Genomic DNA, 24948 nt, shown 5'->3' on the forward strand with positions numbered 1-24948 from the left:
GGTGCTCGCCCTTGAACGCTCCGGACACGGACGCTCGGCCGACATCGCTGAAGAGTACAGCTATCCGCGCGGAGTCGCAGATGCCTTGTCCTATCTCGATGCCCAGGGCCTCGATTCGGTGCACCTGGTCGGCTACAGCGACGGCGCCATCATCGGCCTGCTGCTCGCGCTGGAACATCCGGAGCGGGTGCGGTCATTGGTCGCCATCAGCGATGCGGGCTCCGACAAGCCCGTGCCGTTTGTTGTCCATCCCGACGAGGAGAACCCGGCATTGGGTGTGCGGGGCATCCGGCTCGGGCAGGGGGATCCGGGACTGCTGGCGCGCCAGCTCGACGCCGTGGCCCTCGCCGCCGAACAGCAGGGCGTCACCGCGGCCAAGGTCATGGCGCCGATGGTTGCCACGATCGATGAGGCCCGCGACTTCGCCACCGCCTGCCGTTCACGGAAGCTTTCGCCCGGCATCATGGTCGAGGTGCCTTCCGTCGCCCTGCTGGCCGGGGCGTTTCTGGCTTAGGTGGACTTCATGTCCATCGGCACCAACGATCTCACGCAGTACACCATGGCCGCCGACCGCATGGCACCCTCCCTTGCCGCCCTGACAGACCCGTGGCAGCCGGCCGTGCTGCACTTGATCCACTTCGCGGCTGCGGCCGGCGTCAGCGGAGCCAAGCCCGTCGGCGTGTGCGGCGAGGCAGCGGCGGATCCGTATCTCGCCTGCATCCTGGTGGGCCTCGGGCTGGGCAGCCTGTCCATGGCACCCAACGCTGTGGCCGCCGTCGGCCTGCAGCTGGAGTCCGTGACGCAGGAGCAATGCCGGCAGGCCGCAACGGCCGTGCTCCGCTGCACCACTGCGGCCCAGGCCCAGGCCAGGGCCACTGCCCGCGAGCTGCTTTCCCCATCCACCCCGGAAATGTTCCAAGGAGTGAAGAAATGACCACGCAAACTGTTGTAGTTGGCTCCCCTGTGGGCCTGCACGCCCGCCCCGCCGCCATGATTGCCACGGCCGCAGCGGCCTACGACGACGAGATCCTGCTCAGCATCGACGGTGCCGACGAGGCGGATGCCACCTCGGCACTCATGATCATGACCCTCGGCGCCGACTTTGGTGCGTCCGTGACCGTTGAGTCGGAGAACGCCGCAGCCGTGGCGGAGATTGCGGCCATGATTGCCAAGGACCTGGACGGCTGACGGTTCTTCCCACCCAAGCAAAAGCACCTCGACCTCCGGGTCGGGGTGCTTTTTTGGCTCCACCATTGCCAGCACCAGCGGACGCCCGGCGGGATCCTGCAACACACCGGCCGCGGCGTTGGTCCACGCTTGGAGATCCGCAGCCAGTGATCAGGTGTAGCTCATCTTCACTTCGGCCAGGCGAATGTGTCCGGCTCAGCTGCGCGTACAGGCGGTGAGCCTGGCATGGGGCGCCCGTGGTGCCAGGATCAACGGTGTCAGCCCGGGCGTCGACTCCACCTGCACGGGCCGGCAGGGTGTCATCCGCCCGAAATTCCTGCCAGAAACCGGCTGCTGCGCCTAAATTCACGGACCAGGAACCCCATTGCGAGTATCGCCGCAACGACAGCAATCGCCATGACCCAAAAGAAGGACGTATCCCGCCCGGCCCAGTTCGCCGCCTGGGCAGCAAACAGGAATACGTAGGCAGGAAAGAAGATCAATTGTGTGGCCAGGCTCTTTCGAAGTTGAACGGCACCCGCCCGTACGACCGGCAGATGTTCGTGATCCAGCGGTGCCTTGCCTGCAATTTGGCGGTTAATGTATTTTCGCTCTTCGTCAGCCAACGGAAACAGGACGTCAACGGTGTTCAACCGTACCGTGGGCGCAACTTTTTTGGTGTTATAGACGAGTCCGCCAATAAAGATGCCGGCCGTGGCAAAGATAAACCCGACACTCAAGTACGCTGCCCAGGCGGGCGGGGAAGCTCCAAGAATTAGAATCCCGGCCCCGGTTCCGGCCGCCATCAAGGCGAGGACGCCAGCGGGAAAATATCGTGTGTAATAGCTTTTCACGGCTGGGCCCAGTCCGATGTCTTCGACACCTTGCGCTTTTTTCATGGCCCGAGACCACCGGTCGTCGGACGCTGCCAGGAGATCATCAATTCCGCCCATTGCATTCTTCCCAAAAGTCCGGCAACTCCGGCCGCGCCGATGTGCCACCGTGCAGGCGCCTGAACTGATGATTACATCCTGACCCATTCCCGCCCGTAAGCCAATGGTTCCGGGGCGCAACTTACGGGAGTGCTTCCCCTGCGAATTCTGCCCAAACCCTGTTGGCGGGCGGGCCTTCGGCGTAGCGTGTCCGGCATGGACTGGAAATTGGAACTCATATTTGTGCCTGTCTCCGACGTGGACAGGGCCAAGGATTTTTATGTGAACAAGGTGGGCTTCAACGCCGACTTCGACGAGCGGCCCGGCGGCGGCATCCGCTTTGTGCAGCTGACCCCGCCCGGCTCGGCCTGCTCCATCTGCATCGGTGAGGGGCTGACCGACGCCGCACCCGGGACCGCGCCCATGATGCAGATCGTTGTCGGCGACATTCAAGCAGCCCATGACCAGCTGGCGGCCAACGGCGTGGACGTCAGCGACGTCGACGTCCAGGCCTGGGGCCACTTCGTGAACTTCGCCGATCCGGACGGCAACAAATGGGCGCTGCAATACCTGCCGAACCGCCCGACGGGCTGATCCCGCGGGATCGTTGCGGGCACGGACTGTGAACCCACGACGGCGGGACGCCGGCCCGGGTGCCGCCGCACAAGCTGGCTAGAGCGCTGCGACGAGCCAGCGTGCGTCGTGGCGCTCGCCGTGGGCAAGAATGACAAGGTCGTCGCCTGAGTTGAACGCGTCGGGAGGGCAGCTCATGGGTTCCACGGCCAGGGCGATCCGGTTCAAGTCGGGTTCGGGACGGTCGGCCGTGTGGATCTGCACCCACGGCAGGACGGCAGGGTTCCAGCGCATGAGAACGCCGGATCCCCCGGCGGAGAACAGCCGGACTTCAACGTCCCCGCAGCCCTCATTTTCGGAGGTGTCCCGGACCGGCGCCAAGCCTGTGTAGGCATGGTCGATCTCCGTGCTGCCCAGGGCCCGTGGCTGCCGGAAGTCGAAGCGGCCGCCGTCGTGGTTGTCGACAGCGGCAAGCGTGGTGGGCAGCAGCCTGTCGGCGGTGACACCCAGAACCTGTGCGGCCGGCAGTTCCAGCGTCCACTCGTCCACCGGTCCGCTTCCCGCGACCAGGTAGGGGTGCGGCGCAACGCCGTAGGGGGCCGGTTTGGTTCCGGGGCCCGTACCCACATTGCTCGCCGAGATGTGCCAGTCAAGGCCTGCTTCGCTGAGTGTGTACTCCACCTGGACCTCCAGCCGGTGCGGGTACCCGGCCTGCGGCTCGATCACGGTGCCAAGGACGACGCCCGAGGGCGCCTGGTCCAGCGGTTTCCAGTCGTTCCAGAGCACCAGGCCGTGGAGGGCCGTCATCCGGTCCGCCTCATTGATTCCCAGCTGCTCATTTTCGCCATTGAAGGTGTAGGCGCCGTTGGCGATGCGGTTGGGCCAGGGGACAAGATTGGCTCCCCTGTAGCCGGGCCGGATCTCCCCGGCTTCAAAGGGCACCACAAGGTTGCGTCCGTCGTGCGTGAGTGAGCGCAGTGTGGCACCCACCGATGCGATCACGGCACGGTAGGGGCCTGATTCAAGGGTGAACTGGACGCCTGACGCCGGCTGGCTGAAAATGTTTGACATGCGTTTTCCTCTGCGAGAATGAGTGTGAGTGTCTTACGGTTTTAGCACGATTGAAGTTGGACACGCCGCCGGGGACCGATTCCCCGGCGTCAACCATGCCGGGCAGTGCCGGAGAACAGGCTGACAATGACTGACCATGTTTCGTCGAACGACCGTCCTCCCGTCATGGAGGACGTGGCTGCCAGGGCAGGGGTGTCGCACCAAACGGTCTCCCGGGTGATCAACAACCATCCCAATGTCAGCGCCAAGACGCGCACGCTGGTCGAAGCCGCCATCGCCGAGCTTGGCTACCGGCGCAATACAGCGGCACGGCAGCTGGTGACCCGGCGGTCGGAAACTTTTGGCGTGGTTGCCCACAGCATGGAGCATTACGGTCCGGCGCACATCCTGCTGGGCATCCAGGAAGCGGCCTACGCCGCCGGCTACGCTGTCAACACCGTGGGGCTGCCGGACATGAGCGAGAAAGCCATCAACGAGACGGTGGAATACCACCTCGCACATCAAGTTGACGCGCTCGTGGTCATTGCCCCGCAGGAAGAAATTGTGCGCACCATCGAACGCCTGCGCCCGGGAGTTCCACTCGTCGCCATCGGTGACATTGGTGCAGCGGGAGTGCAGAGCGTGGGAGTCGACCAACAGCGCGGCGGGTGGCTGGCAACCCAGCACCTGATCGACCAGGGACACCGCAACATTGCCCACATCATGGGCCCGGCCGACTGGCTTGACGCCCAGGCCCGGCGCCGCGGCTGGGAAGCAGCCCTGGCCGGTGCAGGACTGGAGCCGGGCCCCCTGCTTGTGGGGGACTGGAGCGCCGAGTCCGGCTACCTTGCCGGGAAACAGCTGTTGGACAACAGCGAATGTTCTGCCGTTTTTGCCGCCAACGACCAGATGTCCCTTGGCGTGATCCGTGCCGCGTATGAGCGCAATTTGCGGCTTCCGCGCGACCTGTCCGTTGTTGGTTTTGATGACAGCCCCGAATCTGGTTTTTATTTCCCGCCACTGACGACAGTGCGGCAGGACTTTGCCGAACTGGGGCGCCGCTGCGTTGGCATGATCCTTGACGGCATTTCCGGCAATGACCCGTTGTTCTCGGTGCGCATCCAACCCCACCTGATACTGCGGGCCAGCACCGGGCCGAAGCCTGTGGCACTGACCCGCAGTTAGGCCGGGCGGGGCATCCTCGACAGTGCATCGGACAGAAATGACGGCCCGATTGTTAGCGCTCACAGATTTCATTTCAAATTGCCCGTAAAGTGGTGGTCGTCGATCCAAGCCGCAGAACACCGCGGTGACGTCCGAAGAATCTTGCCACGCGGGCCGGCGACCGTGCGGTTTCAGGCTACTGTACCGAGTCAAGCCCCGGTCGGCGCATTTTTTGGTGCCACCCCTGCGGTTTGCCCGGACAGCTGGGTATGCGACGGCCGGTGTCCATATCGATGAACAACCCTTGACTTGGCTGGATGAAACGGTATTGTTAGCGTTCACAAGTGCATTTATTTTGGCCGCCATCCATGGCGTGCCGCAAACATCAGCTGAGAGGAAATTATGGGGACGCAGGAGTCTTACGTAATTGGCATTGATTACGGCACCCTGTCCGGGCGTGCAGTCGTGGTGCGCGTGCGGGACGGGGCAGAGCTGGCCTCCGCCGTCGTGGAGTATCCGCACGGTGTCGTTGAACGGTCACTGCCAGGTGCGGCGGACAGGCTGCCGCCTGAATGGGCGCTGCAGGTTCCCGAGGACTACCGCCAGGTGCTCAAGCAGGCAGTTCCGGCTGCCATTGCCCAAGCGGGGATCGACCCGGCCGATGTGAAAGCCGTCGGCACCGACTTCACCGCCTGCACCATGGTGCCCACCACGGCCGACGGCACCCCATTGTGCGAACTGCCGGAGTGGTCAGCCGAGCCGCACGCCTTCGTCAAGTTGTGGCGCCACCATGCAGCACAGCCGCAGGCCGAGCGCATCAACGAGCTGGCCCGGCAGCGCAAGGAAAGCTGGCTGCCGCGCTACGGCGGGCTGATTTCCTCCGAATGGGAGTTCGCCAAGGGCCTGCAGCTGCTGGAGGAAGCCCCGGAAGTTTACGCGGCCATGGACCACTGGGTGGAAGCCGCCGACTGGATCGTTTGGCAACTCACAGGCAACTACGTACGCAACGCCTGCACGGCCGGCTACAAGGGCATCCTGCAGGACGGCCGATACCCGTCGGAAGATTTCCTGTCAGCGTTGAACCCGGATTTTGCCGGTTTCGTTGCGGACAAGGTTGAGCACCCGATCGGCAGCCTGGGGGATTCGGCTGGCGGGCTCAGCGCCGAAGCCGCCACCTGGACCGGCCTGCCCGAGGGCATCCCGGTTGCCGTGGGCAATGTTGACGCCCATGTCACGGCGCCGGCGGCAAAGGCCGTCAAACCCGGCCAGATGGTGGCCATCATGGGCACCTCAACCTGCCACGTCATGAGCTCCGATGAGCTCCGCGAAGTGCCAGGCATGTGCGGAGTTGTCGACGGCGGCATCATCCCCGGCCTGTACGGCTACGAAGCCGGCCAAAGCGGCGTCGGCGACATCTTCGGCTGGTTCATCAAGAACTCCGTGCCCGCAAATTACCTTGCCCAGGCGGCCAAGAAGGGCCTGGGCATCCACGAATACCTGACCTCGCTTGCCGAGCGCCAGAACATTGGCGAACACGGGCTTGTAGCCCTGGACTGGCACAGCGGCAACCGTTCTGTCCTGGTTGACCACGAGCTCTCCGGCGTCGTGGTGGGGCAGACGCTTGCCACCACACCCGAGGACGGCTACCGGGCGCTGCTGGAGGCAACAGCATTTGGCGCCCGGGTCATCGTGGAGACGTTCAACGCCGCCGGGGTTCCCGTCACGGAATTCATCGTGGCCGGCGGGCTCATGAAGAACCAGCTGCTCATGCAAATTTATGCCGACGTGCTGAACCTGCCGCTGTCCACGATCGGCTCAAGCCAGGGCCCTGCCTTGGGATCCGCCATCCACGCAGCAGTGGCGGCGGGACTCTATCCCGACATCATGGCAGCCTCCGAGGCCATGGGCAGCGTGAACCGCGCAGTTGTCAGCCCCATCCCGGAAAACGTTGCCGCCTACAACGAGCTTTTTGCCGAATACCGCCTGCTGCACGACTACTTTGGCCGCGGCGCCAACGACGTCATGCACCGGCTCAAGGCCCTTGCCCGCGGCGCACGCACCAAGGGTGCGCCGGCCCCGGCTGACGACTCGTCAGCCGGGCCCACGACCTTGGTCCAGTCAGGAGCGACAGCATGAGCTATTCACCCGAAACAACAGCCGCCGTCGCAGCCCTGCGCAGCGAAGTCTGCCGCCTCCACGCCGAACTCGTCCGCTACGAACTGGTGGTCTGGACTGCCGGCAACGTCTCGGCCAGGGTGCCCGGCGAGGACCTGATGATTATCAAGCCCTCCGGAATCGACTACGACGCACTCACCCCCGAATCCATGGTCGTCACCGACCTGCATGGAACCCCCGTCGACGGCGGGTGGGGCAACCCTGAGCTGGCGCCCTCGTCCGACACGGCAGCGCACGCCTACGTGTACAGGCACATGCCGGAGGTGGGCGGGGTTGTACACACCCACTCAAGCTACGCCACTGCCTGGGCTGTGCGTGGCGAGGCAATCCCGTGCGTGCTGACCATGATGGGCGACGAGTTCGGCGGCGAAATCCCCGTCGGCCCGTTCGCCCTGATCGGTGATGACTCCATTGGCCGCGGCATCGTCGAGACGCTGGCGGGCTCCCGCTCGCCCGCCGTGCTGATGCAAAACCACGGCCCCTTCACCATCGGGGCCACGGCCAAGGCCGCGGTGAAGGCGGCTGTGCTGTGCGAGGAAGTTGCCCGCACCGTGCACCTTTCACGCGAGCTGGGACCCATGATTCCCATCGACAGCTCCCACATCGACAGCCTGCACCAGCGCTACCAAAACGTCTACGGACAGTAACCCCCAACCCGCCTCCTGTCTCGAAGGAATGAAAATGTCTTTGCAGTTGAACAACTCCCTGTCCGGATACGAAGTCTGGTTTCTGACCGGAAGCCAGAACCTCTACGGCGAGGAAACCCTGCGCCAGGTCGCCGAGCAGTCGGCCGAAGTGGTCAAGACGCTGCAGGAATCAGCAGAGATTCCCGTCCGCGTTGTCTTCAAGGACGTGCTGAAGGATTCCGAGTCCATCCGCCGGGCGGCCATTGATGCCAACGCCGACGACAAGGTCATTGGGCTCATCGCCTGGATGCACACCTTTTCACCGGCCAAAATGTGGATCCGCGGGCTGAGCGAGTTGAACAAGCCGCTGCTGCACCTGCACACCCAGGCCAATGTGGCACTGCCGTGGGCGGAGATCGATTTCGATTTCATGAACCTGAACCAGGCAGCACACGGTGACAGGGAATTTGGCTACATGCAATCACGCATGGGCGTCAGCCGGAAGACAGTGGTGGGCCACGTGTCCAACCCGCTGGTGCGTGAAAAGATCGGCACCTGGACGCGTGCGGCCGCTGCAGTGGCCCAGGTCCGGACCTTGAAGGTGGCCCGTTTTGGCGACAACATGCGCAATGTGGCCGTCACTGAGGGCGACAAGACCGAAGCCGAAATCCGGTTTGGCGTCTCCGTCAACAGCTGGTCCGTGAACGAACTGGCCGAGGCCGTTGACGCCTCCTCCGAAGCAGATGTTGACGCTCTCATTGCCGAATACCTGCGCCTGTACAACGTGGCTCCCGAACTCCACCCGGGCGCCGCACGCCACGATTCCCTGCGCTACGGGGCAAAGATTGAACTTGGCCTGCGCAGCTTCCTTGAGGCCGGGGACTTTGGTGCGTTCACCACCAACTTTGAGGACCTGGGCGGACTGCGCCAGCTCCCGGGCCTGGCAGTGCAGCGGCTCATGGCTGACGGCTACGGCTTTGGCGCCGAGGGCGACTGGAAGACGGCAGTGCTCATCCGCGCCGCGAAGGTGATGGGGGAGGGGCTGCCCGGCGGGGCCTCCCTCATGGAGGACTACACCTATCACCTGGTTCCCGGTGAGGAAAAGATCCTCGGCGCCCACATGCTTGAGGTGTGTCCGTCGCTGACAACCACCAAGCCTTCACTGGAGGTGCACCCGCTGGGCATTGGCGGCCGCGAGGATCCTGTCCGCCTGGTGTTCGACGCGGATCCGGGCACCGGAGTGGTTGTGGCACTTTCGGACATGCGTGAACGCTTCCGTCTCACAGCCAACAAGGTCGAGGTTGTGCCGCTGGACGAGCCGCTGCCCAACCTGCCCGTGGCCCGGGCCGTGTGGAAGCCGCTGCCCGACTTTGCCACCTCCGCCGCCGCCTGGCTGGAAGCCGGGGCCGCCCACCACACAGTGATGAGCACCGCCGTCGGCATTGAGGCGTTCCAGGACTTCGCGGACATCTTCGAAGCCGAACTTCTTGTCATTGACGAGGACACCACGCAGCGTGGTTTCGTGCGTGAGATCCGCTGGAACCAGGCCTACTACCGCCTGGCCCAGGGGTTCTGAGCACGGATCCCGGCCTGACCCGGCCGGGATCCGTGCTCAGGACTGGTCTTTGAGGATCCTGACGTGATCCGGTGTCAGCTCGGCGATGGTGGTGACACCGAGCAGTGCCATGGTGCGCCGCATGTCCGTTTCAAGGATCTCCAGTGTGCGGTCCACCCCGGCCCGGCCGCCGGCCATCAGGCCGTACAGATAGGCCCGCCCAATCAAGGTGAAGTCCGCCCCCAGGGACAGTGCCGCGATGATGTCGGCACCGCTCATGATGCCTGTGTCCAAAATGATTGCGGGGCTGCCTGCACCGGACTTTAGCGCCGCGGAAACTTCCGGAAGGAGGTGGAAGGGGATGGGCGCCCGGTCCAATTGGCGCCCGCCGTGGTTGGAGAGCACCACACCGTCGGCCCCGTGGTCAACGGACTTCCGGGCGTCGTCGACGGTCTGGATCCCCTTGACCACCAGCTTGCCCTTCCATGTTTCCCGCAACCAGCTCAGATCCGCATAATTCAAGGTGGGGTCGAACATCGAGTTGATCAGCTCGGCCACGGTGCCCGAGTGCCGGGACAGCGAGGCAAAAGTGAGTGGTTCGTGGGTCAGGAAGTTAAACCACCAGGCAGGTCGGTAGGAAGCGTCAAGCACCGTCTTGATGGTCAGCGAAGGCGGGATGGTCATGCCGTTGCGCACGTCCCGCAGCCGCGCCCCGGCGACGGAGGTGTCCACAGTGACCATGAGCGTGTCATAGCCGGCACGGGCGGCGCGTTCGATCAGTTCAAGGGAACGGTCCCTGTCCTTCCACAGGTAGAGCTGGAACCAGTTCCGCCCATTCGGGGCTGCGGCGGCAACATCCTCGATGGAGGCCGTGCCCATCGTGGACAGCGTGTAGGGAATGCCCGCCGCCTCGGCAGCCTGGGAGCCGGCATACTCGCCCTCGGACTGCATCATCCGGGTGAACCCGGTGGGGGCGATGCCCACAGGCATCCTTGACGGCCTGCCCAGAATCTCCATGCCCAGGCCGATGCTTGAGACATCCCGCAGGATGCCCGGGCGGAACTCAATGTCAAGGAACGCTGCACGCGCCCGGCGGAGGGTGATTTCCGCTTCGGCGGCACCATCCGTGTAGTCGAAGGGCGCCTTCGGGGTCCGGCGCTTTGCCATGTCCCGCAGATCCCAAATGGTGTTGGTGCGTCGCAATTTGGCGGCCTGGCTGAACTCAGGCTTCTTGAACTGCATCAACGGGGCCAGCTCCGAATATTTGGGCATCCGGCGCCTGAGTGCGGCTGGCAGGACAGGAATCCCCGGCAGCGCGGCGGGCGCGTGCTGCACGGCCGGCACGGCAGAGGTTGCGGCGCCGGGTGCCGGCGGCATTTCAGGGTTGCCGGTTTCGCTTCTTTGCGTCATTGTCGCCTCCATGCTGGGGGAAGGTGGATTTCTCCGTGGTCTCCCACACTAGGGGCTAAGGTCCAACCACACTAAGTGGCAATGTCACATGCGCACCCATCAACTTGTTTTGAGCTGGCTGGAGCACCAACTCTCCGCCTGAACGGTGGCCGTCGTTCCATCGCCGAGCCAACGATGGCCATGGGGGCTCCCGGAAATGTCGGCGTGAGTGCGATGCTGGGCTCGCTGCGGGAGGCTGTCAAGGGCGACGACGGGCCAGGAGCGGCAAGTCTTGTCACTGCCCACATCGAGGGGTTTTACAAGGAAGCCGGGCCCGCCGGCTGAGGGCGGGTTACGACATGAGCCGGTTCCTCGCTGTGGGTGCCGCCCGGTACTGTTAATCGAATGGATCTTTCGCTCGTCCCCTACGTGGAATACACGGATCTCAGAAGCCTTGTCGGCCCCGCAGCGGTGCATCGCGGGCTTGGCTATGCCAGCGCTGGCAATGTCAGCCGGGTCCAGTGGGTGGAAAGCCGGCTCGAACTGCAGGCCCTGGTGTCGGGCAGCGGAAACCGGGTCTACGAAACCACCGCCATCTTCCTTGACAAACCGAAGGGCGCGGCTCTTGTTGACGGCAACTGCAGCTGCCCCGTCGGCGGAAACTGCAAACATGTGGCTGCGCTGATTTTTACCACCAACCGCTTGCTGGAAGAAACTGAAGCTCCCGAAACGTCAGGGATTCCCGGGGCTCGTGAAGTTCCTGTGGCCGGCGCAGCAACCCCATCCGCAGCAGCGGCGCCGGCCCGGTTGATGGCGCCCAAGGCGCCGGCAGCGAAGAGGCCGGCACCCAAAAAGCCAGCAGCCAAAAAGCCGGCGCCCAAGAAACCGGCGCCCTGGGAGCAGCAGCTTGAGGCGATACTCAATCCGCCAGTGGTGGCGGCTCCGGCCTATTGGGGCCGGGAGCTGGCACGCAACGCGGCCGTGGCCGTCCCGACACCCATGGCGCTGCAATTTGAGTTGCTTGAGGAACCGCAGGATCCGTACGCGGCCCGCTCCAAGCCGAGGAAGAATGCAAAGGCACGCGGGGCCAAATCCGTGGAGACGCAGCGTGTCCGTCTCGGCGTCCGCCCGGTCATGCGCAACGACGCCAACAAATGGGTTGTCGGCAACCTCGCCTGGGACTCCATGCACCAGCTGTACTACATGGACGGCTTCAACCCGGAACACAAGAAGTGGCTGCAGGTCTTTCACGCCCTCTTCAAGTCCACCAGGACCGGATACGGCACCGGCAAGCGGATTTGCCTGGATGATTTCAACTCTCCGCTGCTGTGGAACCTGCTGACACAGGCGGCCGGGATCGGCCTGGAATTTGTCACGTCCAGAAAGTCCAACAGCATCACGTGGGCCGAATCAGTCCATGTCAGCACCAACATCGCCGCCGCTGCCGACGGTGGCATCACGCTGGTCCCGCAGGCCGTCGTCAACAGCACCCCGCCCGGCAGCGCAGCATCAGGCACGACAATTCTCGACCCGGCGACGATGGGCACCCTCGGCGCACCCGTCCACGGCCTTTTCTGGTGGAGCGGCGGAAATGAACAAACTGCCCTGGCCCAGCGGAACATCAACTTTGCACCCGTCACGGAATCCGTCGGGAAAGCCCTGAAGCTGCTGATCGACACCCGGACCCCGGTGGAAATCCCTGCTTCCGACCGGAAACAGTTCCTTGACAGCTACTACCCGCAGTTGCGCCACAGCATGGACCTGCATGCCCGTGACGGCAGCGGCGGGCTGCCGGAAATCCAGGACCCGGAACTCGTGCTGACGGCCGTGCACATTCCTCCGGTTGCAGCGCCGAAGGTTGACCGGCGCCGCAAAACCGCCAACCAGTCCCACAAGGCCTCCGGACCCGCGATGGAGCTGCATTGGCACTGGGAGTACGCTGTCGGCGACTCACTGACCAGGTATTCGATGGTCAGCGACGGGGCGGGGCACCGCGACGACACCTTCGAGACGCGGCTGCTGAAGGCCGTGGCGGAGACGCTCGCCGAATTCCCGGCGGCCACCCGGGAATCCTTTCCGCACGCGGCCAGCCTGCATCCTGGCAGCAACGAGCCCGTGCATCTGAAGGATGTCGCAGCAGCCCGTTTCAGCACCGAAGCGCTGCCCGCACTGGCCGAACTCGAGCACGTGCGCATCGACACTGCCGGTTCGGCCCCCGACTACACCGAGCTGACGGGCACCCCGCAGATTGGCATCAGCACCAAGGGAACGGGCGACGGCGACTGGTTTGACTTGGGTGTCTCCGTCACCTTGGACGAGACAGACATTCCGTTTGGCGAGTTGTTCCTGGCGCTGGCCTCCGACGAGGACCACCTGATGCTGCCCAACGGACATTACTTTGCGCTGGGCCAGCCCGAATTTGAGCAGCTGCGGCGGCTCATTGACGAGGCGCGGAGCCTGCAGGAGCCCGGCGGCTCCCTGAAAATCAGCCGCTACCAGGCCGGGCTTTGGGAAGAACTCAAGGAGCTGGCCACCACTGCCGAGCAGGCCGACGCCTGGCAAAAGTCAGTCTCGGGGCTGCTTGAGGTCCAGGAGGTTGCGGCGGTTCCAGTCCCGGCGGGGCTTGAGGCTTCGCTGCGCCCGTACCAGCAGGAGGGCTTCAACTGGCTCGCCTTCCTGTTTGAAAACAATCTGGGCGGGGTGCTGGCCGATGACATGGGCCTGGGCAAGACACTGCAAACCCTGGCCCTGATCACCCACGCCAAGGCCACCGCCGCTGCGCAAAAGGAAGCGTCACTGCCGTTCCTGGTGGTTGCGCCCACCTCGGTGGTGTCCAACTGGGCTGCCGAGGCGCGCCGCTTTGCCCCCGGCCTGAACACCACCGCGGTCACCGACACACTGCGCAAGAGTGGCAGCGAGGCAGCCGCACTGGTGGGCGGGACCGACGTCGTCATTACCTCCTACACGCTGTTCCGGCTCGACAGCGAAGCCTATGCCAGCCAGAAATGGGCCGGGCTGATCTTTGACGAGGCACAGTTTGTGAAGAACCACCTCACCAAGGCCAGCCAGCTGGCGCGGTCGTTCCCGGCGCCGTTCAAGCTGGCGATCACCGGCACGCCCATGGAAAACAACTTGATGGAGCTGTGGTCGCTGTTTGCCATCACCTCACCGGGGCTGTTCCCGTCACCGACCCATTTCTCCGACTACTACCGCAAACCGGTGGAGAAGGAGGGGGATGCCGACAAACTTAAACAATTACGACGTCGGATCCGGCCGCTGATCCTGCGGCGCACCAAGGACGCCGTGGCCAAGGAACTGCCGCCCAAGCAGGAACAGGTGCTGGAGTTGGAGCTTGCACCGCGGCACCGCACCATTTACCAGCGGCACCTCCAGCATGAGCGCCAAAAAGTTCTCGGCCTGCTGGGCGACATGGACAAAAACCGGTTTACGATCTTCAAGTCGCTCACCACCCTGAGGATGCTCAGCTTGGACGCCTCGCTGGTGGATCCGAAGTATGCCAGCGCCCCGTCCAGCAAGCTCGATGTCTTGTTTGAACAGCTCGAGGACGTCGTGGCAGAGGGGCACCGGGCGTTGATTTTCAGCCAGTTCACGTCGTTCCTGGGCAAGGCCAGGGAGCGTTTGGACGCGGCCGGGATCGAGTACGCCTATTTGGACGGAAAGACCCGCAAACGCGGCGAGGTCATTGAAAAGTTCAAGTCCGGCACTGCCCCGGTGTTCCTGATCAGCCTGAAATCGGGTGGCTTCGGGCTGAACCTGACCGAAGCCGACTACTGCTTCCTGCTGGACCCGTGGTGGAATCCCGCCACCGAAAACCAGGCCGTGGACCGCACCCACAGGATCGGGCAGACCAAGAACGTCATGGTGTACCGGCTCGTTGCCAAGGACACGATCGAGGAAAAAGTCATGGCGCTGAAGGACAAGAAGGCGAAACTGTTCAGCTCCGTCATGGACGACGACGCCATGTTCTCCTCGGCCATCACCGCCGACGATGTCCGCGGTTTGTTTGACGCCTGAACCTCCGTTACGGAAACTCTCATCCCTTTCCCTATCTTTAAGCCGGGCGGGGGCAGCTAAAACAGTTGCGGGGGCAGATATCGTAATCCGGCCCCTGTGCACCTATGGCGGATTACGATGTCTGCCCCCGAGTTCGTGGCGAGAAGTGCCTAAGGGTGGCATATCGCAACTACTGCCCCCTGAGGCGGGTCAGCGCTGGCGCTCAAGAATTGCTTCCCGCCCATCCTCCGCAGCAAGCCCCGCATCGGCCGTGGGGGCGGCAGCCCGCTTGTCGCGGAAGCGCACCAAGCGGATGGCGTTGATGATGACAACCAGCACGCTGATCTCATGCACCAGCATGCCGGTGGCCATGAACACCTTCTGGAACAACACGCCCGTCAGAAGCAGCACAACCGTGCCAAGTGCAATCGCGGTGTTTTGCTTCATGTTTCGCACGGTCGCCTTCGCCAGCGAGTACGCGTGGACGAGCTGGTCGAAGCGGTTGCCCATCAAGATCACGTCGGCCGTCTGGATGGACACGTCGGTGCCGGCCCCCATGGCCAGGCCAACGTTGGCCGTGGCAATGGCGGGGGCGTCGTTGATGCCGTCGCCCACCATCGCCACACGGTGCCCGGCGTCCTTGAGTTCCTGGACAATGCGCACCTTGTCGGCGGGCAGCAGCTCGGCCCGCACCTCATCGATACCCAACTCGGCTCCTACCAGGGCGGCGGTGTGGCGGTTGTCGCCCGTGAGCATGTAGAACTGCCCGACCCCGCGCCGGCGCGTGGCTGCAATGGCGGCCCTGGCTTCGGGGCGGATCCTGTCGGCGATCGAAATGATGCCGGCGAGCTCGCCGTCGATTACGGCAAAGACGGCCGTGTTGCCGCCCTGCTCCTGCTGAACTGCATGCTGCTCGGCTGCCGCCGGCAGCTCCACGCCCATCTCGGCCAGGACCCGGCGGGAACCAACAGCCACAATCGAGCCGTCAACCTGGCCGCGGATGCCGCCGCCCTTGATGACCTCAATGTCCGTGGGCTGCTCCGTCACGTCGTGGCCGCGCAGGCGGGCCTCTTCAACGATGGTCCGCCCCAGCGGGTGTTCGGAAGCCAGCTCAAGGCGGGCCGACAGGCGCAGGAGGTGTCCGGCGTCGTGCTCGTTCAAGGGGAAGACCTCGGTGACCTCCGGGCGGCCCACGGTGAGCGTGCCCGTCTTGTCAAAGATCATGGTGTCGATCTTGGAGAACCGTTCGAGGGCGTCGCCGCCCTTGACGAGGACGCCGTGGCGGGCGCCGTTGCCGAGGCCCGCAACCATGGAGACAGGGGTTGAGATGACAAGGGCGCCGGGGCAGGCGATTACAAGGAACGTCAGTGCGAACTCAACGTTTTGGCTGAAGATCAGCACAATGACGGCCAGCACCACAATGGCCGGCGTGTAAATTTGCGCGAACCTGTCGAGGAAGCGCTGCGCCTTGGTTTTGGAGTCCTGCGCCTCTTCAACGAGTTCGATGATCTGGGCGAAGGTGGTGTCGTCGCCCACCTGCTCGGCTCTCATGCCGATGAAGCCGTTGTCGAGGATGGTGCCGCCGTAGACCTTGTCGCCCACCTTCTTGGACGCGGGGACCGGCTCGCCCGTAATGGTTGCCTCGTTGACGAGGGCTTGGCCGGAGATGATGGTGCCGTCCACGGGAATTTGGCCGCCGGACTGGACCACAACATGGTCGCCCGCAACGACATCGTCCACGCTGATGGTGACGGACACGCCGTCGCGCATCACCTGCGCTTCCTGGGGCGCCAGGTCCACCAGGTCCCGCAGCGAGCGACGCGTCTTCTCCAGGGTGCGGGCCTCGAGCCAGGCGCCGAAGATGAACAGGAAGGAGACGACGGCGGCCTCGACGTATTCGCCAATGATGAGGGCGCCGACGACAGCGATCGTGACCAGCAGGTCGATGCTGAACGCCTTATGACGCAGTGCCTGAAACGCGCGGATGGCCGTGGGGACGCCGGCCGTGATGGCCGAGACGAACAGCAGGACGTCGCGCGGCACCGGGAGTGCGAAGAGGTGGAACGCCAGTGCGGCGATCAGCATGATGCCGGTCGCGGCGGCGATCCGGGCTTTGGTCCTGCCAGTCATGATGCTCCTTGGCTTGTGTGCCGGCGGGGGTCTCCTGCCGATACTTCAAGGATTGCCCGGATCGCCGGAATGCGCCTTGACCGGGGTCAATTCCGGGTGGGCTGTTGTTGTGACCCGCGGCCTACAGCTTGTGCAGCGCGGGCACGTCCAGCAGTTCCACGATGCGGCGCGGGTGCAGGAGGAGCCAGCCGGCAGACTCGAATTGGGCCAGTTTGCGGCTGAGCGTTTCCGGGGTCAGGCCCAGAAAAGAGGCGATATCCTTTTTGGCAATGGGCAGCGCAAACTTTGCCGTGGGGTGCTTGTCCGCCAGCTCCAGCAGGTAGGCGGCGATCCGGTGTTCGGCATCCTCCCCGGCCAGGATGCTCACCTGGCGTTCGGTGCTTTCGAGCCGGCTGCTGAGGGTTTCCAGCATCTTGTAGGTCACGGTGGGGAAGCGCAGGAGATAGTCGCGCAGGTCGTCGTGGTGCAGCGCGCAAATCTCGGCCGCCTCCAAGGTGGTGGCGAAGTGGTCCGTGGGCGCGCCGCTGATGAAGCTCATCTCGCCGAGAAAATCACCCTCACCGAGCACCCGGATCAGCTGTTCATGGCCCGATTCCGTGATCCGGTAAATCTTCACGTGCCCGCTGTGGATGATCATCAGGTGCGGGTTGTTCTCGCCGGCGCCGTACAACTGCTCGTTGCGTGCGTGGTGGCGCAGCCTCACACGCCCGGCGATGTCCTTGAGTTCCTCGGGGGCGAGCTGGCTGAAAATGGGGACACGCCCCACCAGAACTTCCAGTGGAGCGTGTCCTTGGACCGCAGAATGATGTGCCATGTCCACAGTCAACCAGCTATTTCCGCGGGCCGTGTCCCGGGAAGCTATGCCGCGACCTTGTGCTTCAGCACCGGGTAGCCGAGATCCGTGATGGCCTTGGCGATTGCCTCCGCGGTGACCAGTCCGTCGTCAAACGTCACCTTGACCTTGCCGGAGTTGAACATGACCTTGGTTTCCTCGACGCCTTCCATCTTGCCGACAACGCCCTCAATCTTAGTGATGCAGGACGGGCAGGTGAACGGTTCGGTCTCAAATTTGGCGGTGCGCATGGTGTGCCTTTCCTTGTGGGTGGGGCTTGTATAACCAGTACACCGCGTTCCGGGCGGCGCCGCCTTGACGTGGGTCAAGACCGCAGGATTCTTTTGGCTGCACGACGGCGGCGCGCACCTATACTCATGTTCCATGACAAAGCTGCAGGGTGCGCATGTGATCCTCACCGGAGGCTCGCAGGGAATCGGTGCGGCGTCCGCCAAGGAAGCACACGACGCCGGAGCCCGGGTTTCACTGATTGCGCGCGGTTCCGAGGGGCTTGGGCAGGCGACGGCTGCCGCCGGGCCGGGTGTGCGCTGGCGGGCGGCCGTGCGGCACGTGCTGCCCGTCGGTCCGGTGCCCGTTGGCCGCCGCGTACGTTCCCGCTCTGCGCGCATGTAAGGACATGCGCGCAGAGCGGGAACGTACGCGGCGACTTTCGGCCGATAGGCGGGGACATGCGCGCCCGGTGACAATAGAACCCTCTCAACTTTCAACAACAAAAAGCGGCAGGCTCATTCCAGGGCATTTTCGTCCAACAACTGCGTACTCGATGAGAAGTTGTGGGACGTTGTGGGAACGGGTTACAGCAGTTCAGCCCGCAGATCTGCGGCGGACTTCGGTGACAGCAGGCCAGGGGCCACGTCGAACACGGTTTTGGCACCAAACTGGCCGGCGGCGTTCATGCGGTGCACGGCGCGGGCGTAGGCAACGAGCACGCTGGAGGTGAATTCCGGGTTGCTCTCCAGCGCCAGGGAGTACTCGATGACCTGTGCATGCCCGTCGGTGGTGTTGCCGCTGCGAATCACAAAACCGCCGTGCGGCATGGCTGCATGGTCACGGGCCAACTCCTCGGCCGTAATGAAGTTGACAGTGGTGTCGTACTGGTCAAAATAATGCGGCATGCCCACGATCTCGGCGCGTACGGCGACCTCAGAAGCGCCGTCCTCGAGCACCACAAAACATTCGCGGGTGTGCTTCTGGCGGGTGGTCAGTTCCGGCCGGGAGCCGCTGCGGACCTTGTCAATGGCGGTCTCGGACGGCAGCGTGTACTGCACGCCGCCGGCAACACCGGCCACCCGGCGGATGGCGTCCGAGTGGCCCTGGCTCAGGCCTCGGCCCCAGAAAGTGTAAGTTTCGCCGTCGGGCAGCAGGGCCTCGCCGTAGACGCGGTTGATGGAGAACATGCCCGGATCCCAGCCGGCGGAGATCAACGCGGTCTTGCTGGCAGCCTTGGCCGGGGCGTCCACGGTGGCGAAGTACTCGGGGATGCGTGCGTGCGTGTCAAAGCTGTCGACCGTGTTGAACAGGGCTGCCAAGGCAGGTCCCTGTTCGGGCAGGTCCGACTTTGAACCGCCGCACAGGATCAGCACGTCAATATCGGCTGCGTGGCCGGCCAGGGCGTCCATGGAGAAGACGGGTGCGCCTGCATTGAGCGGCACCAAGTCCGCAGGGTTGCGGCGGGTGTAAATTCCCGTCAGGGTCATGTCGGCATTCTTGGCAATGGCTGCCTCGACCCCGCGGCCCAAGTTTCCGTAACCGGCAATTCCAATGCGAATCGGCGCGCTCATGTGTTCTCCATCCAACTATTGGGCCGCCCTTCAATGGCAGCCGGGTTCATTAGCCCCAACCGTACAGTCTGCGGCCGCGGTGGGGCGCAGCGGAAGGGGCGGCCGGGCAGGGAGGGGCGGGCCCGGCGTCGTGCTTGGGCAAGGGTGGAGGGAAAGCCGTTGACATGCAAGTGATCACTTGCCTATTGTGAACATGTGGCAGACGTATTCAAGGCCTTGGCCGATCCCACCCGCAGGATCATCCTGGATGAGCTGGCCGAACGGGACGGGCAGACACTGTTTGAGATCTGCACGCGGTTGCTCATGATCCATGGGCTGTCGTCGTCGCGCCAGGCAGTTTCACAACATTTGGATGTGCTGGAAGCCGCCGGCCTCGTTGAGACCAGGCGTGAGGGCAGGTTCAAATTCCACCACATCAATACCAAGCCGCTTGAACCGATCTTCACGCGGTGGCTCAACAAGCCCGGCACTGCCGGCACAGAAAGACGAGGGAACAGTGATGAGAATCCACCTGACAAGCGTGTTCGTTGACGACCAGGCCAAGGCGCTGGAGTTTTACACCGAAAAGCTGGGGTTCGTTCTGAAGGACGACGTCCCCGTGGGCGCCGACAGGTGGTTGACTGTTGCGTCCGCACAGGATCCCGACGGCACGCGGCTGCTGTTGGAGCCCAGCGGCCACCCGGCGGTGCACCCGTTCAAGGACGCACTGCTTGCGGACGGCATCCCGTTCACCCAGTTTGCCGTGGAGGACGTCCAGGCCGAATATGAACGGCTGGCCGGACTGGGCGTGCGCTTCACCCAGGAGCCCGCCACGATGGGCCCGGTCACCACCGCCGTTTTCGACGACACCTGTGGGAACCTGATCCAGATCGCACACATGGCGGGCTGACGCAGTTCGGAAGCACGACGGCGGCATGTGCCACCCAGCGCCCTCACCTGCCGGTAAACTGGACCCGGGTGTTTTCCCTGCCCCGCTCTCTCTGCATCAAAGGACCACACCCATGAGCTTGATCCGCCTCAATGACGTTTCCGTGCGCTTCGACAAGGTCCAGGTGCTGCGTGAGGCCTTTTTCAAGCTCGAGGCGGGGGACCGGGTGGGGATGATCGGGCGCAACGGCTCGGGAAAGTCCACGCTGCTCAAGCTGGTCATGGACCAGGTGGAGCCGGACACCGGCACCGTCAGCGTGGAACTTGGCACCAAGATCGGCTACTTCTCCCAGTTCTCCGAGCTCAATGGTTCACAGTCGATCCTCGAGGTGCTCCAGGAAGTGTTTGCCCATGTCCTGGAGATTGAGGCAGAGCTTGCCGGGATCGATGCGGCGCTCGCCGTCGACCAACCGGAGGCTGAACTGGACCGATTGATCCACCGGCAGTCAGAGCTCTTTGCCGACATGGACAGGCTGGACGGCTGGGACTACCAGCGCTCGATCGACAAGGTGCTGACCACGCTTGGCTTCAATGAGGCCCACCGCATTTGCCCCATCGACGACCTTTCCGGCGGTTGGCGCAACCGTGCAGCCCTGGCCAAGATCCTCCTGGAAGCTCCGGACGTGCTTCTGCTCGATGAACCCACCAACTATCTTGATGTGGCCGGCGTTGAATGGCTCGAGGGCTGGTTCAAGAACTTCCAGGGTGCGGCGATCATCGTCTCGCACGATCGGAAGTTCCTTGACGCGGTGGTCACCCGCATTATCGAGCTGGAGAACTTCCACCTGCATGAATACCCCGGCAACTTTGCCGAGTACGTGGTGGCCAAACAGTTCCGGCTCAAGACGCTCGAAAGCCAATTTGTGCACGAATCCGAACTGCTGGCCTTTGAAGCGGAGGGCATCTCCGACCGCCGCGAGGCAGCCAAGGCCGCGACGAAGGGGCTGGATTCCAAGCTGTCAAAGATCAAGAAGTCGCGTGCTCCGCGACCCGTGGACAAGATCATCACCGAAATCTACGGCGGGCTGCACGTCAAGGATGTGCTGTGCCGGGTCGAGTCGCTGAGCAAAACGTATGGTGACAGGACACTGTTCAGCGACCTCAGCTTTGAGATCCGCCGCGGCAACCGGATTGTTGTGCTGGGAGCCAACGGTTCGGGCAAGTCGACGCTGCTGCGCGCCCTGACTGGGGAGGAGCCGGCAGATTCCGGCTACGTCACCTGGGCCAAGGGCGGCGGGCTGGTCTCCTACAACCAGGTGCTCGACGAGCTGGACCCCGAGGACACCGTCACCCACGCCGTCAACGCGATGCCGGAAAGCCTCGCACTGACGGCCACCAAGAAGTCAGTTAACCGCTTCCTGGCCATGTTCCAGTTCTCAGAGGCGGACCTGAAGCAGCGCATCGGCAACCTGTCGGGTGGGCAGCGCGCCCGTGTGGCGATGGCCCAGTGCCTGCTCTCTGGCGCCTCTGTTCTGGTGCTCGATGAGCCCACCAACCACCTCGACATGTCCAGCACGCAGGTTATGGAACGGGCCCTGCTGCATTTCCCAGGTGCCGTGCTCGTGGTTAGCCACGACCGCTTCTTCACCGACAAAATCGCGAACCGCCGACTCGTGTTCAACGCCGAGGCGCCGGGCCAGATTGTGGTTCACGGAGGGTAAGCGCAGGCCCTCTGTCCCATGTGGGGTTTGGCCGACACACAGCCGCCGTTGTCCCATTTGAAGGGGCGACGGCGGTTCTTGCGTTTCGGGGCCAGTCAGCTTGGGTTGGTGCGTGGGTTGGGTGCGTGGGGGTTGGGGTCATCCCGCAGGTGGGCGCGGCTGGAGTCGGGTGCCTGAGTGGATGCGCCGGGAACCGCCAAAAAAGAATTTAGGATATTCTTTCGGGGTTCTATTGCGTGGTGGTAACGGTGGCTGTATTCTTGGGGTATGAGTATTCCGGTGATTGTCCCCGGGGACCGGGGTGGTGAGGCCACACAGGATGTGGTGTCACTTCTTGCCGCGGTTGGTGCTCTTCCTTTTATTGAACCCTTTGGGTCTGACAATCCTGTTTTGGTGGGGTTGCCGTTGTTGGCGGGGTTTCCGGTGCCTGATCCGGAGCCGGTGTCCCAGCGCAGTGTTGCGTGTGGTGTGCATGATGGTGCTGTTGGGGCGTTGGCGGTCGTGAAGCTGTTGGAGGATGCGACGGCGGCGTGCAAGGCGTCGTTGTTGGGGCAGTTGATGGGGGCTGTGGGGGTTGAGCGGGTTGCTGTGGATTTGGATCCGTGGCAGGCGAAGCTGGCTGAGTCCAGTGCCGTGGTTGAGGCGGCCCAGTCGTTGGGTATTGCTGAACGGACGGCGGTGGCGTTGACGCATCATGCGTTGGAGGTGTTGGCGCATCCGGGGACGTTTGCGGCGTTGGGGGCGGGGGTGTTGTCCTGGCGTCATGCGTGCACGATTGTTCAAGAGATCGCCACGTTGGAGGACACCGGCTCTGTCACGGCTGCTGATGTGGGGGTGTTTGAGGGGCGGTTGTTGGTGTTGGCGCCGGGGACCACTGCTGTCAGGTTTGCGGGGAAGGCGCGGCGGGAGCGGGAGAAGATGTTCCCTGAGTCGATGGAGACGCGCACGAAGGAGGCGTTCAAGAATCGGCGGTTGAGCAATGATCCGGGCCGGGATGGGATGTCGTGGGTGACGTTGCATATTCCGACGTTGGCGGCGAACGCGATCATGGTTCATTGCCATCGGCTCGCGGAGGCGATCAAGAATGATGCCACGGCACGTCAGCGTGCTGCTGACGCGGTGGGGGCGGGGGAGGATTGCCGTGAGTACCGGACGCGTGAGCAGATCCGTGCTGATGTTGCCGCGATTCTGCTCATGGGCCAGGAACTCCCGGCCAACAGCTACACCAACCCCACCACCACCAACCCAAACACCAACAGCCCGCACAGCCGAAGCGCCAGCCGTACAGGCAGCGGCGGCCAAGGGGCCGGCAGCCACAACAGCAACAGCACCGGTGGCTATAACAGCCAGGGTGCCGGCACAGGCCGGAACGGTTCTTCTTTCGGCAATACACCCACTCATGGCGGCAGGAGTGGTGGTTTCACCGGCCAGGGTGCCGGCAGCGGCAGCGGCAGTGGTAGTGGCAGTGGCAGCGGCCAGGGTGCCGGCAGCGGTACGGCTCGCGGTAGTGGCGGTGTTGGTGGTTGTGGCGGTGGCATGGGTTTTGGTGGGGACGGTGGTGGTGTTGTTTTTGGGGAGAAGTCGGCGTTTGGGGTGAGTTTGGTTGAGGCGCCGGGGTGGGAGTGCGAAGAGGCGAATCCGCCCCGCACCCCGGGCCCCACCCCGGGCCCCACCCCGGGCCCCACCCCGGGCCCTGCCCCGGGTCCTGGCATCATTACCGAGGACTTCGTCGCCGACGGCTCCGGGACCGCCAATACCTGGAATCCGGTGATTGGTTCCGGGGCGGGGACAGCTCTGCCTGACGAGGGTCAACCTCTCAGGGGCACCGTCGTGCCTGGTGGGGCGGGGCCGGAACCTCCTCTCAGTGGCACCAGCATGCCGAAAGGCCAGGATAACCCGGGGCCGGGGCCGGGGTTGGTGGATGTGGCGGGGGATGTGCCGGTGTCGGGGTCGTTGGTTGGTGATGGTTCTGGTTATGTGGATGGGTTGGTTGACGGGATTGTCGAGGACCGTCAGCAGGAGTATTTGGATCAGTTGGAGGCTATGCGTCAGGGGAAGGTGATGGTGGATCCGCCGTTGCCGAGGGCGCAGATTTTGCTCAAGGTCCCGTTTTTGGGGTTGGTGGGTGTCACTGATGAACCGGCTGAGTTGGTCGGTGAGGGGGCTGGGCCGGTGCCGTTGGGGATTGCCAGGAAGCTCATGGCGGGTGCGAAGACGTTCTTGCGGGTGTTGACTGATCCGGTGACGGGTGAGGCGTTGCCGTTGAGTCCGGAGCGGTACACGCTGCGGGATGCGGAGAAAGCGGTGTTGCAGGCCCTGGCCGGGGGCTGTTATTTCCAGAATTGCATGAATCCGGTGGTGCTCACGGAGATGGATCATCTGAGGTCGTGGGAGCACGGGGGCAAGTCCACGCTCGAGAACGTTCGCCCGGCGTGTGCTGTTCATCATCGCTTGCGGCATTTTAAGGATGATAAGGATCGTCATGGCATGTATCGGCGGTATCGGGATTCGTATCGGCATCAGATTCGTTTGCGGGGCTGGACACCGCAGCTCACTGCTGATGGCCGGGTGGGGTGGATTACCCCGGGTGGGAAGTATCGGGCGCCCTTGTATGAAACACCTCAATGCACGCAGTACCCGAAGTGGTTGAAGCGACGCCTCGCCAAGGCCCTCAACCCACCACCGACCACAGCCGCCAACACAGCCGCCAGCAACGCAGGCAGCAGCGGCATGGACAGCAACCCCGGGACAGGCCCAACAACCCCCAGGCCATGAACAACACCCGGAGCAAGAAGCGCCCCTGACGGAGTGAACAACCCCGGTGAGTGGTCGGCTTTGGAGCAGGAAGCGCCCCGGCGCAGCGAACAGCTCAGCCGGAGCCAGCGTACCGGCCGCCAACCAGCACCCACGCAGCCCGCGGGCCAGAACCCACACCCCTGAGCCACAGAGAA

At 63.8% G+C, this 24948-nt stretch carries 20 protein-coding genes and 1 pseudogene; 14 read left to right on the forward strand and 7 right to left on the reverse strand.

The genetic code is table 11. The annotated features are described in order from the left end of the window. Position 1 precedes the first annotated feature (1 nt). Both AC1L6K_RS05875 and AC1L6K_RS05880 read left to right on the forward strand, forming a co-directional pair. A pseudogene (locus AC1L6K_RS05875) lies at positions 2 to 934 on the forward strand (alpha/beta fold hydrolase). Further along, positions 931 to 1188 (forward strand): HPr family phosphocarrier protein, encoded by a 258-nt coding sequence (locus AC1L6K_RS05880; RefSeq protein WP_480951777.1) that lies wholly within the window; start codon positions 931 to 933, stop codon positions 1186 to 1188. Before AC1L6K_RS05875 ends, AC1L6K_RS05880 begins: the two are co-directional and overlap by 4 nt. A 299-nt stretch (positions 1189 to 1487) precedes the next feature. Here the strand turns inward: AC1L6K_RS05880 and AC1L6K_RS05885 are convergent, their stop codons facing one another. Then, complete coding sequence (locus tag AC1L6K_RS05885) at positions 1488 to 2120, reverse strand: hypothetical protein (protein ID WP_480951778.1); 633 nt, start codon at positions 2118 to 2120, stop codon at positions 1488 to 1490. Positions 2121 to 2315: 195 nt separating this feature from the next. Here AC1L6K_RS05885 and AC1L6K_RS05890 point away from each other — a divergent pair, with 195 nt between their 5' ends. Then, positions 2316 to 2693 carry a glyoxalase superfamily protein gene (locus AC1L6K_RS05890; protein WP_480951779.1) on the forward strand — a complete coding sequence of 126 codons (378 nt, stop codon included), beginning with the start codon at positions 2316 to 2318 and terminating at the stop codon, positions 2691 to 2693. Between the two features lie 78 nt (positions 2694 to 2771). On the opposite strand, the gene AC1L6K_RS05895 is transcribed toward AC1L6K_RS05890, so the two are convergent. After that, positions 2772 to 3743, reverse strand: coding sequence for an aldose 1-epimerase family protein (locus tag AC1L6K_RS05895; protein WP_480951780.1), 972 nt, complete (start codon positions 3741 to 3743; stop codon positions 2772 to 2774). 126 nt (positions 3744 to 3869) lie between these two features. Between AC1L6K_RS05895 and AC1L6K_RS05900 the strand changes: the two genes are divergently transcribed. The 4 genes from AC1L6K_RS05900 to araA all read left to right on the forward strand — a co-directional run bounded on the left by AC1L6K_RS05900 (position 3870) and on the right by araA (position 9263). Then, complete coding sequence (locus tag AC1L6K_RS05900; protein WP_480951781.1) at positions 3870 to 4907, forward strand: LacI family DNA-binding transcriptional regulator; 1038 nt, start codon at positions 3870 to 3872, stop codon at positions 4905 to 4907. Positions 4908 to 5288: 381 nt separating this feature from the next. Then, complete coding sequence (araB, locus tag AC1L6K_RS05905) at positions 5289 to 7022, forward strand: ribulokinase (RefSeq protein WP_480951782.1); 1734 nt, start codon at positions 5289 to 5291, stop codon at positions 7020 to 7022. Further along, complete coding sequence (locus AC1L6K_RS05910) at positions 7019 to 7708, forward strand: L-ribulose-5-phosphate 4-epimerase (protein WP_480951783.1); 690 nt, start codon at positions 7019 to 7021, stop codon at positions 7706 to 7708. The genes araB and AC1L6K_RS05910 overlap by 4 nt, the downstream gene beginning before the upstream one ends. A gap of 34 nt (positions 7709 to 7742) precedes the next feature. After that, on the forward strand, positions 7743 to 9263 hold the full coding sequence (gene araA / locus AC1L6K_RS05915) for an L-arabinose isomerase (protein WP_480951784.1): 1521 nt from the start codon (positions 7743 to 7745) through the stop codon (positions 9261 to 9263). Between the two features lie 36 nt (positions 9264 to 9299). On the opposite strand, the gene AC1L6K_RS05920 is transcribed toward araA, so the two are convergent. Continuing rightward, entirely contained in the window at positions 9300 to 10652 is a 1353-nt protein-coding gene (locus AC1L6K_RS05920; RefSeq protein ID WP_480951785.1) for an alpha-hydroxy acid oxidase, read from the reverse strand. Positions 10653 to 10727: 75 nt separating this feature from the next. On the opposite strand from AC1L6K_RS05920, the gene AC1L6K_RS05925 reads away from it, so the two are divergent. Beyond that, complete coding sequence (locus AC1L6K_RS05925) at positions 10728 to 10976, forward strand: hypothetical protein (protein ID WP_480951786.1); 249 nt, start codon at positions 10728 to 10730, stop codon at positions 10974 to 10976. A gap of 60 nt (positions 10977 to 11036) precedes the next feature. Further along, the gene (locus tag AC1L6K_RS05930) at positions 11037 to 14666 is read left to right on the forward strand and encodes a DEAD/DEAH box helicase (protein WP_480951787.1); all 3630 of its coding nucleotides are present in this window, start codon (positions 11037 to 11039) and stop codon (positions 14664 to 14666) included. Positions 14667 to 14855: 189 nt separating this feature from the next. Here the strand turns inward: AC1L6K_RS05930 and AC1L6K_RS05935 are convergent, their stop codons facing one another. The 3 genes from AC1L6K_RS05935 to AC1L6K_RS05945 form a co-directional block, all read right to left on the reverse strand. Further along, on the reverse strand, positions 14856 to 16775 hold the full coding sequence (locus AC1L6K_RS05935) for a heavy metal translocating P-type ATPase (protein ID WP_480951788.1): 1920 nt from the start codon (positions 16773 to 16775) through the stop codon (positions 14856 to 14858). Between the two features lie 121 nt (positions 16776 to 16896). After that, entirely contained in the window at positions 16897 to 17589 is a 693-nt protein-coding gene (locus tag AC1L6K_RS05940) for a Crp/Fnr family transcriptional regulator (protein WP_480951789.1), read from the reverse strand. Between the two features lie 44 nt (positions 17590 to 17633). Continuing rightward, positions 17634 to 17858 carry a heavy-metal-associated domain-containing protein gene (locus AC1L6K_RS05945; protein ID WP_480951790.1) on the reverse strand — a complete coding sequence of 75 codons (225 nt, stop codon included), beginning with the start codon at positions 17856 to 17858 and terminating at the stop codon, positions 17634 to 17636. 133 nt (positions 17859 to 17991) lie between these two features. Here AC1L6K_RS05945 and AC1L6K_RS05950 point away from each other — a divergent pair, with 133 nt between their 5' ends. After that, complete coding sequence (locus tag AC1L6K_RS05950) at positions 17992 to 18240, forward strand: SDR family NAD(P)-dependent oxidoreductase (protein ID WP_480951791.1); 249 nt, start codon at positions 17992 to 17994, stop codon at positions 18238 to 18240. 182 nt (positions 18241 to 18422) lie between these two features. Here AC1L6K_RS05950 and AC1L6K_RS05955 read toward each other — a convergent pair whose 3' ends face one another. Continuing rightward, positions 18423 to 19409, reverse strand: a complete 987-nt coding sequence (locus AC1L6K_RS05955; protein ID WP_480951792.1) for a diaminopimelate dehydrogenase — start codon at positions 19407 to 19409, stop codon at positions 18423 to 18425. A 195-nt stretch (positions 19410 to 19604) separates the two neighbouring features. On the opposite strand from AC1L6K_RS05955, the gene AC1L6K_RS05960 reads away from it, so the two are divergent. The 4 genes from AC1L6K_RS05960 to AC1L6K_RS05975 all read left to right on the forward strand — a co-directional run bounded on the left by AC1L6K_RS05960 (position 19605) and on the right by AC1L6K_RS05975 (position 24772). Continuing rightward, the gene (locus AC1L6K_RS05960) at positions 19605 to 19940 is read left to right on the forward strand and encodes an ArsR/SmtB family transcription factor (protein ID WP_480951793.1); all 336 of its coding nucleotides are present in this window, start codon (positions 19605 to 19607) and stop codon (positions 19938 to 19940) included. Then, on the forward strand, positions 19909 to 20298 hold the full coding sequence (locus AC1L6K_RS05965; protein ID WP_480951794.1) for a VOC family protein: 390 nt from the start codon (positions 19909 to 19911) through the stop codon (positions 20296 to 20298). The genes AC1L6K_RS05960 and AC1L6K_RS05965 overlap by 32 nt, the downstream gene beginning before the upstream one ends. A gap of 112 nt (positions 20299 to 20410) precedes the next feature. Further along, complete coding sequence (locus AC1L6K_RS05970) at positions 20411 to 21997, forward strand: ABC-F family ATP-binding cassette domain-containing protein (RefSeq protein WP_480951795.1); 1587 nt, start codon at positions 20411 to 20413, stop codon at positions 21995 to 21997. 267 nt (positions 21998 to 22264) lie between these two features. After that, positions 22265 to 24772 (forward strand): HNH endonuclease signature motif containing protein, encoded by a 2508-nt coding sequence (locus tag AC1L6K_RS05975; RefSeq protein ID WP_480951796.1) that lies wholly within the window; start codon positions 22265 to 22267, stop codon positions 24770 to 24772. Positions 24773 to 24948 lie beyond the last annotated feature (176 nt).

It is taken from the genome of Specibacter sp. BI4 (assembly GCF_056680095.1).

What these genes read in the sequence shown, in the direction of transcription:
- AC1L6K_RS05880 (WP_480951777.1), top strand. Translation starts at nt 931, where the DNA reads ATGACCACGCAAACTGTTGTAGTTGGCTCCCCTGTGGGCCTGCACGCC.
- AC1L6K_RS05885 (WP_480951778.1), bottom strand. Translation starts at nt 2,120, where the DNA reads ATGGGCGGAATTGATGATCTCCTGGCAGCGTCCGACGACCGGTGGTCT.
- AC1L6K_RS05890 (WP_480951779.1), top strand. Translation starts at nt 2,316, where the DNA reads ATGGACTGGAAATTGGAACTCATATTTGTGCCTGTCTCCGACGTGGAC.
- AC1L6K_RS05895 (WP_480951780.1), bottom strand. Translation starts at nt 3,743, where the DNA reads ATGTCAAACATTTTCAGCCAGCCGGCGTCAGGCGTCCAGTTCACCCTT.
- AC1L6K_RS05900 (WP_480951781.1), top strand. Translation starts at nt 3,870, where the DNA reads ATGACTGACCATGTTTCGTCGAACGACCGTCCTCCCGTCATGGAGGAC.
- araB (WP_480951782.1), top strand. Translation starts at nt 5,289, where the DNA reads ATGGGGACGCAGGAGTCTTACGTAATTGGCATTGATTACGGCACCCTG.
- AC1L6K_RS05910 (WP_480951783.1), top strand. Translation starts at nt 7,019, where the DNA reads ATGAGCTATTCACCCGAAACAACAGCCGCCGTCGCAGCCCTGCGCAGC.
- araA (WP_480951784.1), top strand. Translation starts at nt 7,743, where the DNA reads ATGTCTTTGCAGTTGAACAACTCCCTGTCCGGATACGAAGTCTGGTTT.
- AC1L6K_RS05920 (WP_480951785.1), bottom strand. Translation starts at nt 10,652, where the DNA reads ATGACGCAAAGAAGCGAAACCGGCAACCCTGAAATGCCGCCGGCACCC.
- AC1L6K_RS05930 (WP_480951787.1), top strand. Translation starts at nt 11,037, where the DNA reads ATGGATCTTTCGCTCGTCCCCTACGTGGAATACACGGATCTCAGAAGC.
- AC1L6K_RS05935 (WP_480951788.1), bottom strand. Translation starts at nt 16,775, where the DNA reads ATGACTGGCAGGACCAAAGCCCGGATCGCCGCCGCGACCGGCATCATG.
- AC1L6K_RS05940 (WP_480951789.1), bottom strand. Translation starts at nt 17,589, where the DNA reads ATGGCACATCATTCTGCGGTCCAAGGACACGCTCCACTGGAAGTTCTG.
- AC1L6K_RS05945 (WP_480951790.1), bottom strand. Translation starts at nt 17,858, where the DNA reads ATGCGCACCGCCAAATTTGAGACCGAACCGTTCACCTGCCCGTCCTGC.
- AC1L6K_RS05950 (WP_480951791.1), top strand. Translation starts at nt 17,992, where the DNA reads ATGACAAAGCTGCAGGGTGCGCATGTGATCCTCACCGGAGGCTCGCAG.
- AC1L6K_RS05955 (WP_480951792.1), bottom strand. Translation starts at nt 19,409, where the DNA reads ATGAGCGCGCCGATTCGCATTGGAATTGCCGGTTACGGAAACTTGGGC.
- AC1L6K_RS05965 (WP_480951794.1), top strand. Translation starts at nt 19,909, where the DNA reads ATGAGAATCCACCTGACAAGCGTGTTCGTTGACGACCAGGCCAAGGCG.
- AC1L6K_RS05970 (WP_480951795.1), top strand. Translation starts at nt 20,411, where the DNA reads ATGAGCTTGATCCGCCTCAATGACGTTTCCGTGCGCTTCGACAAGGTC.
- AC1L6K_RS05975 (WP_480951796.1), top strand. Translation starts at nt 22,265, where the DNA reads ATGAGTATTCCGGTGATTGTCCCCGGGGACCGGGGTGGTGAGGCCACA.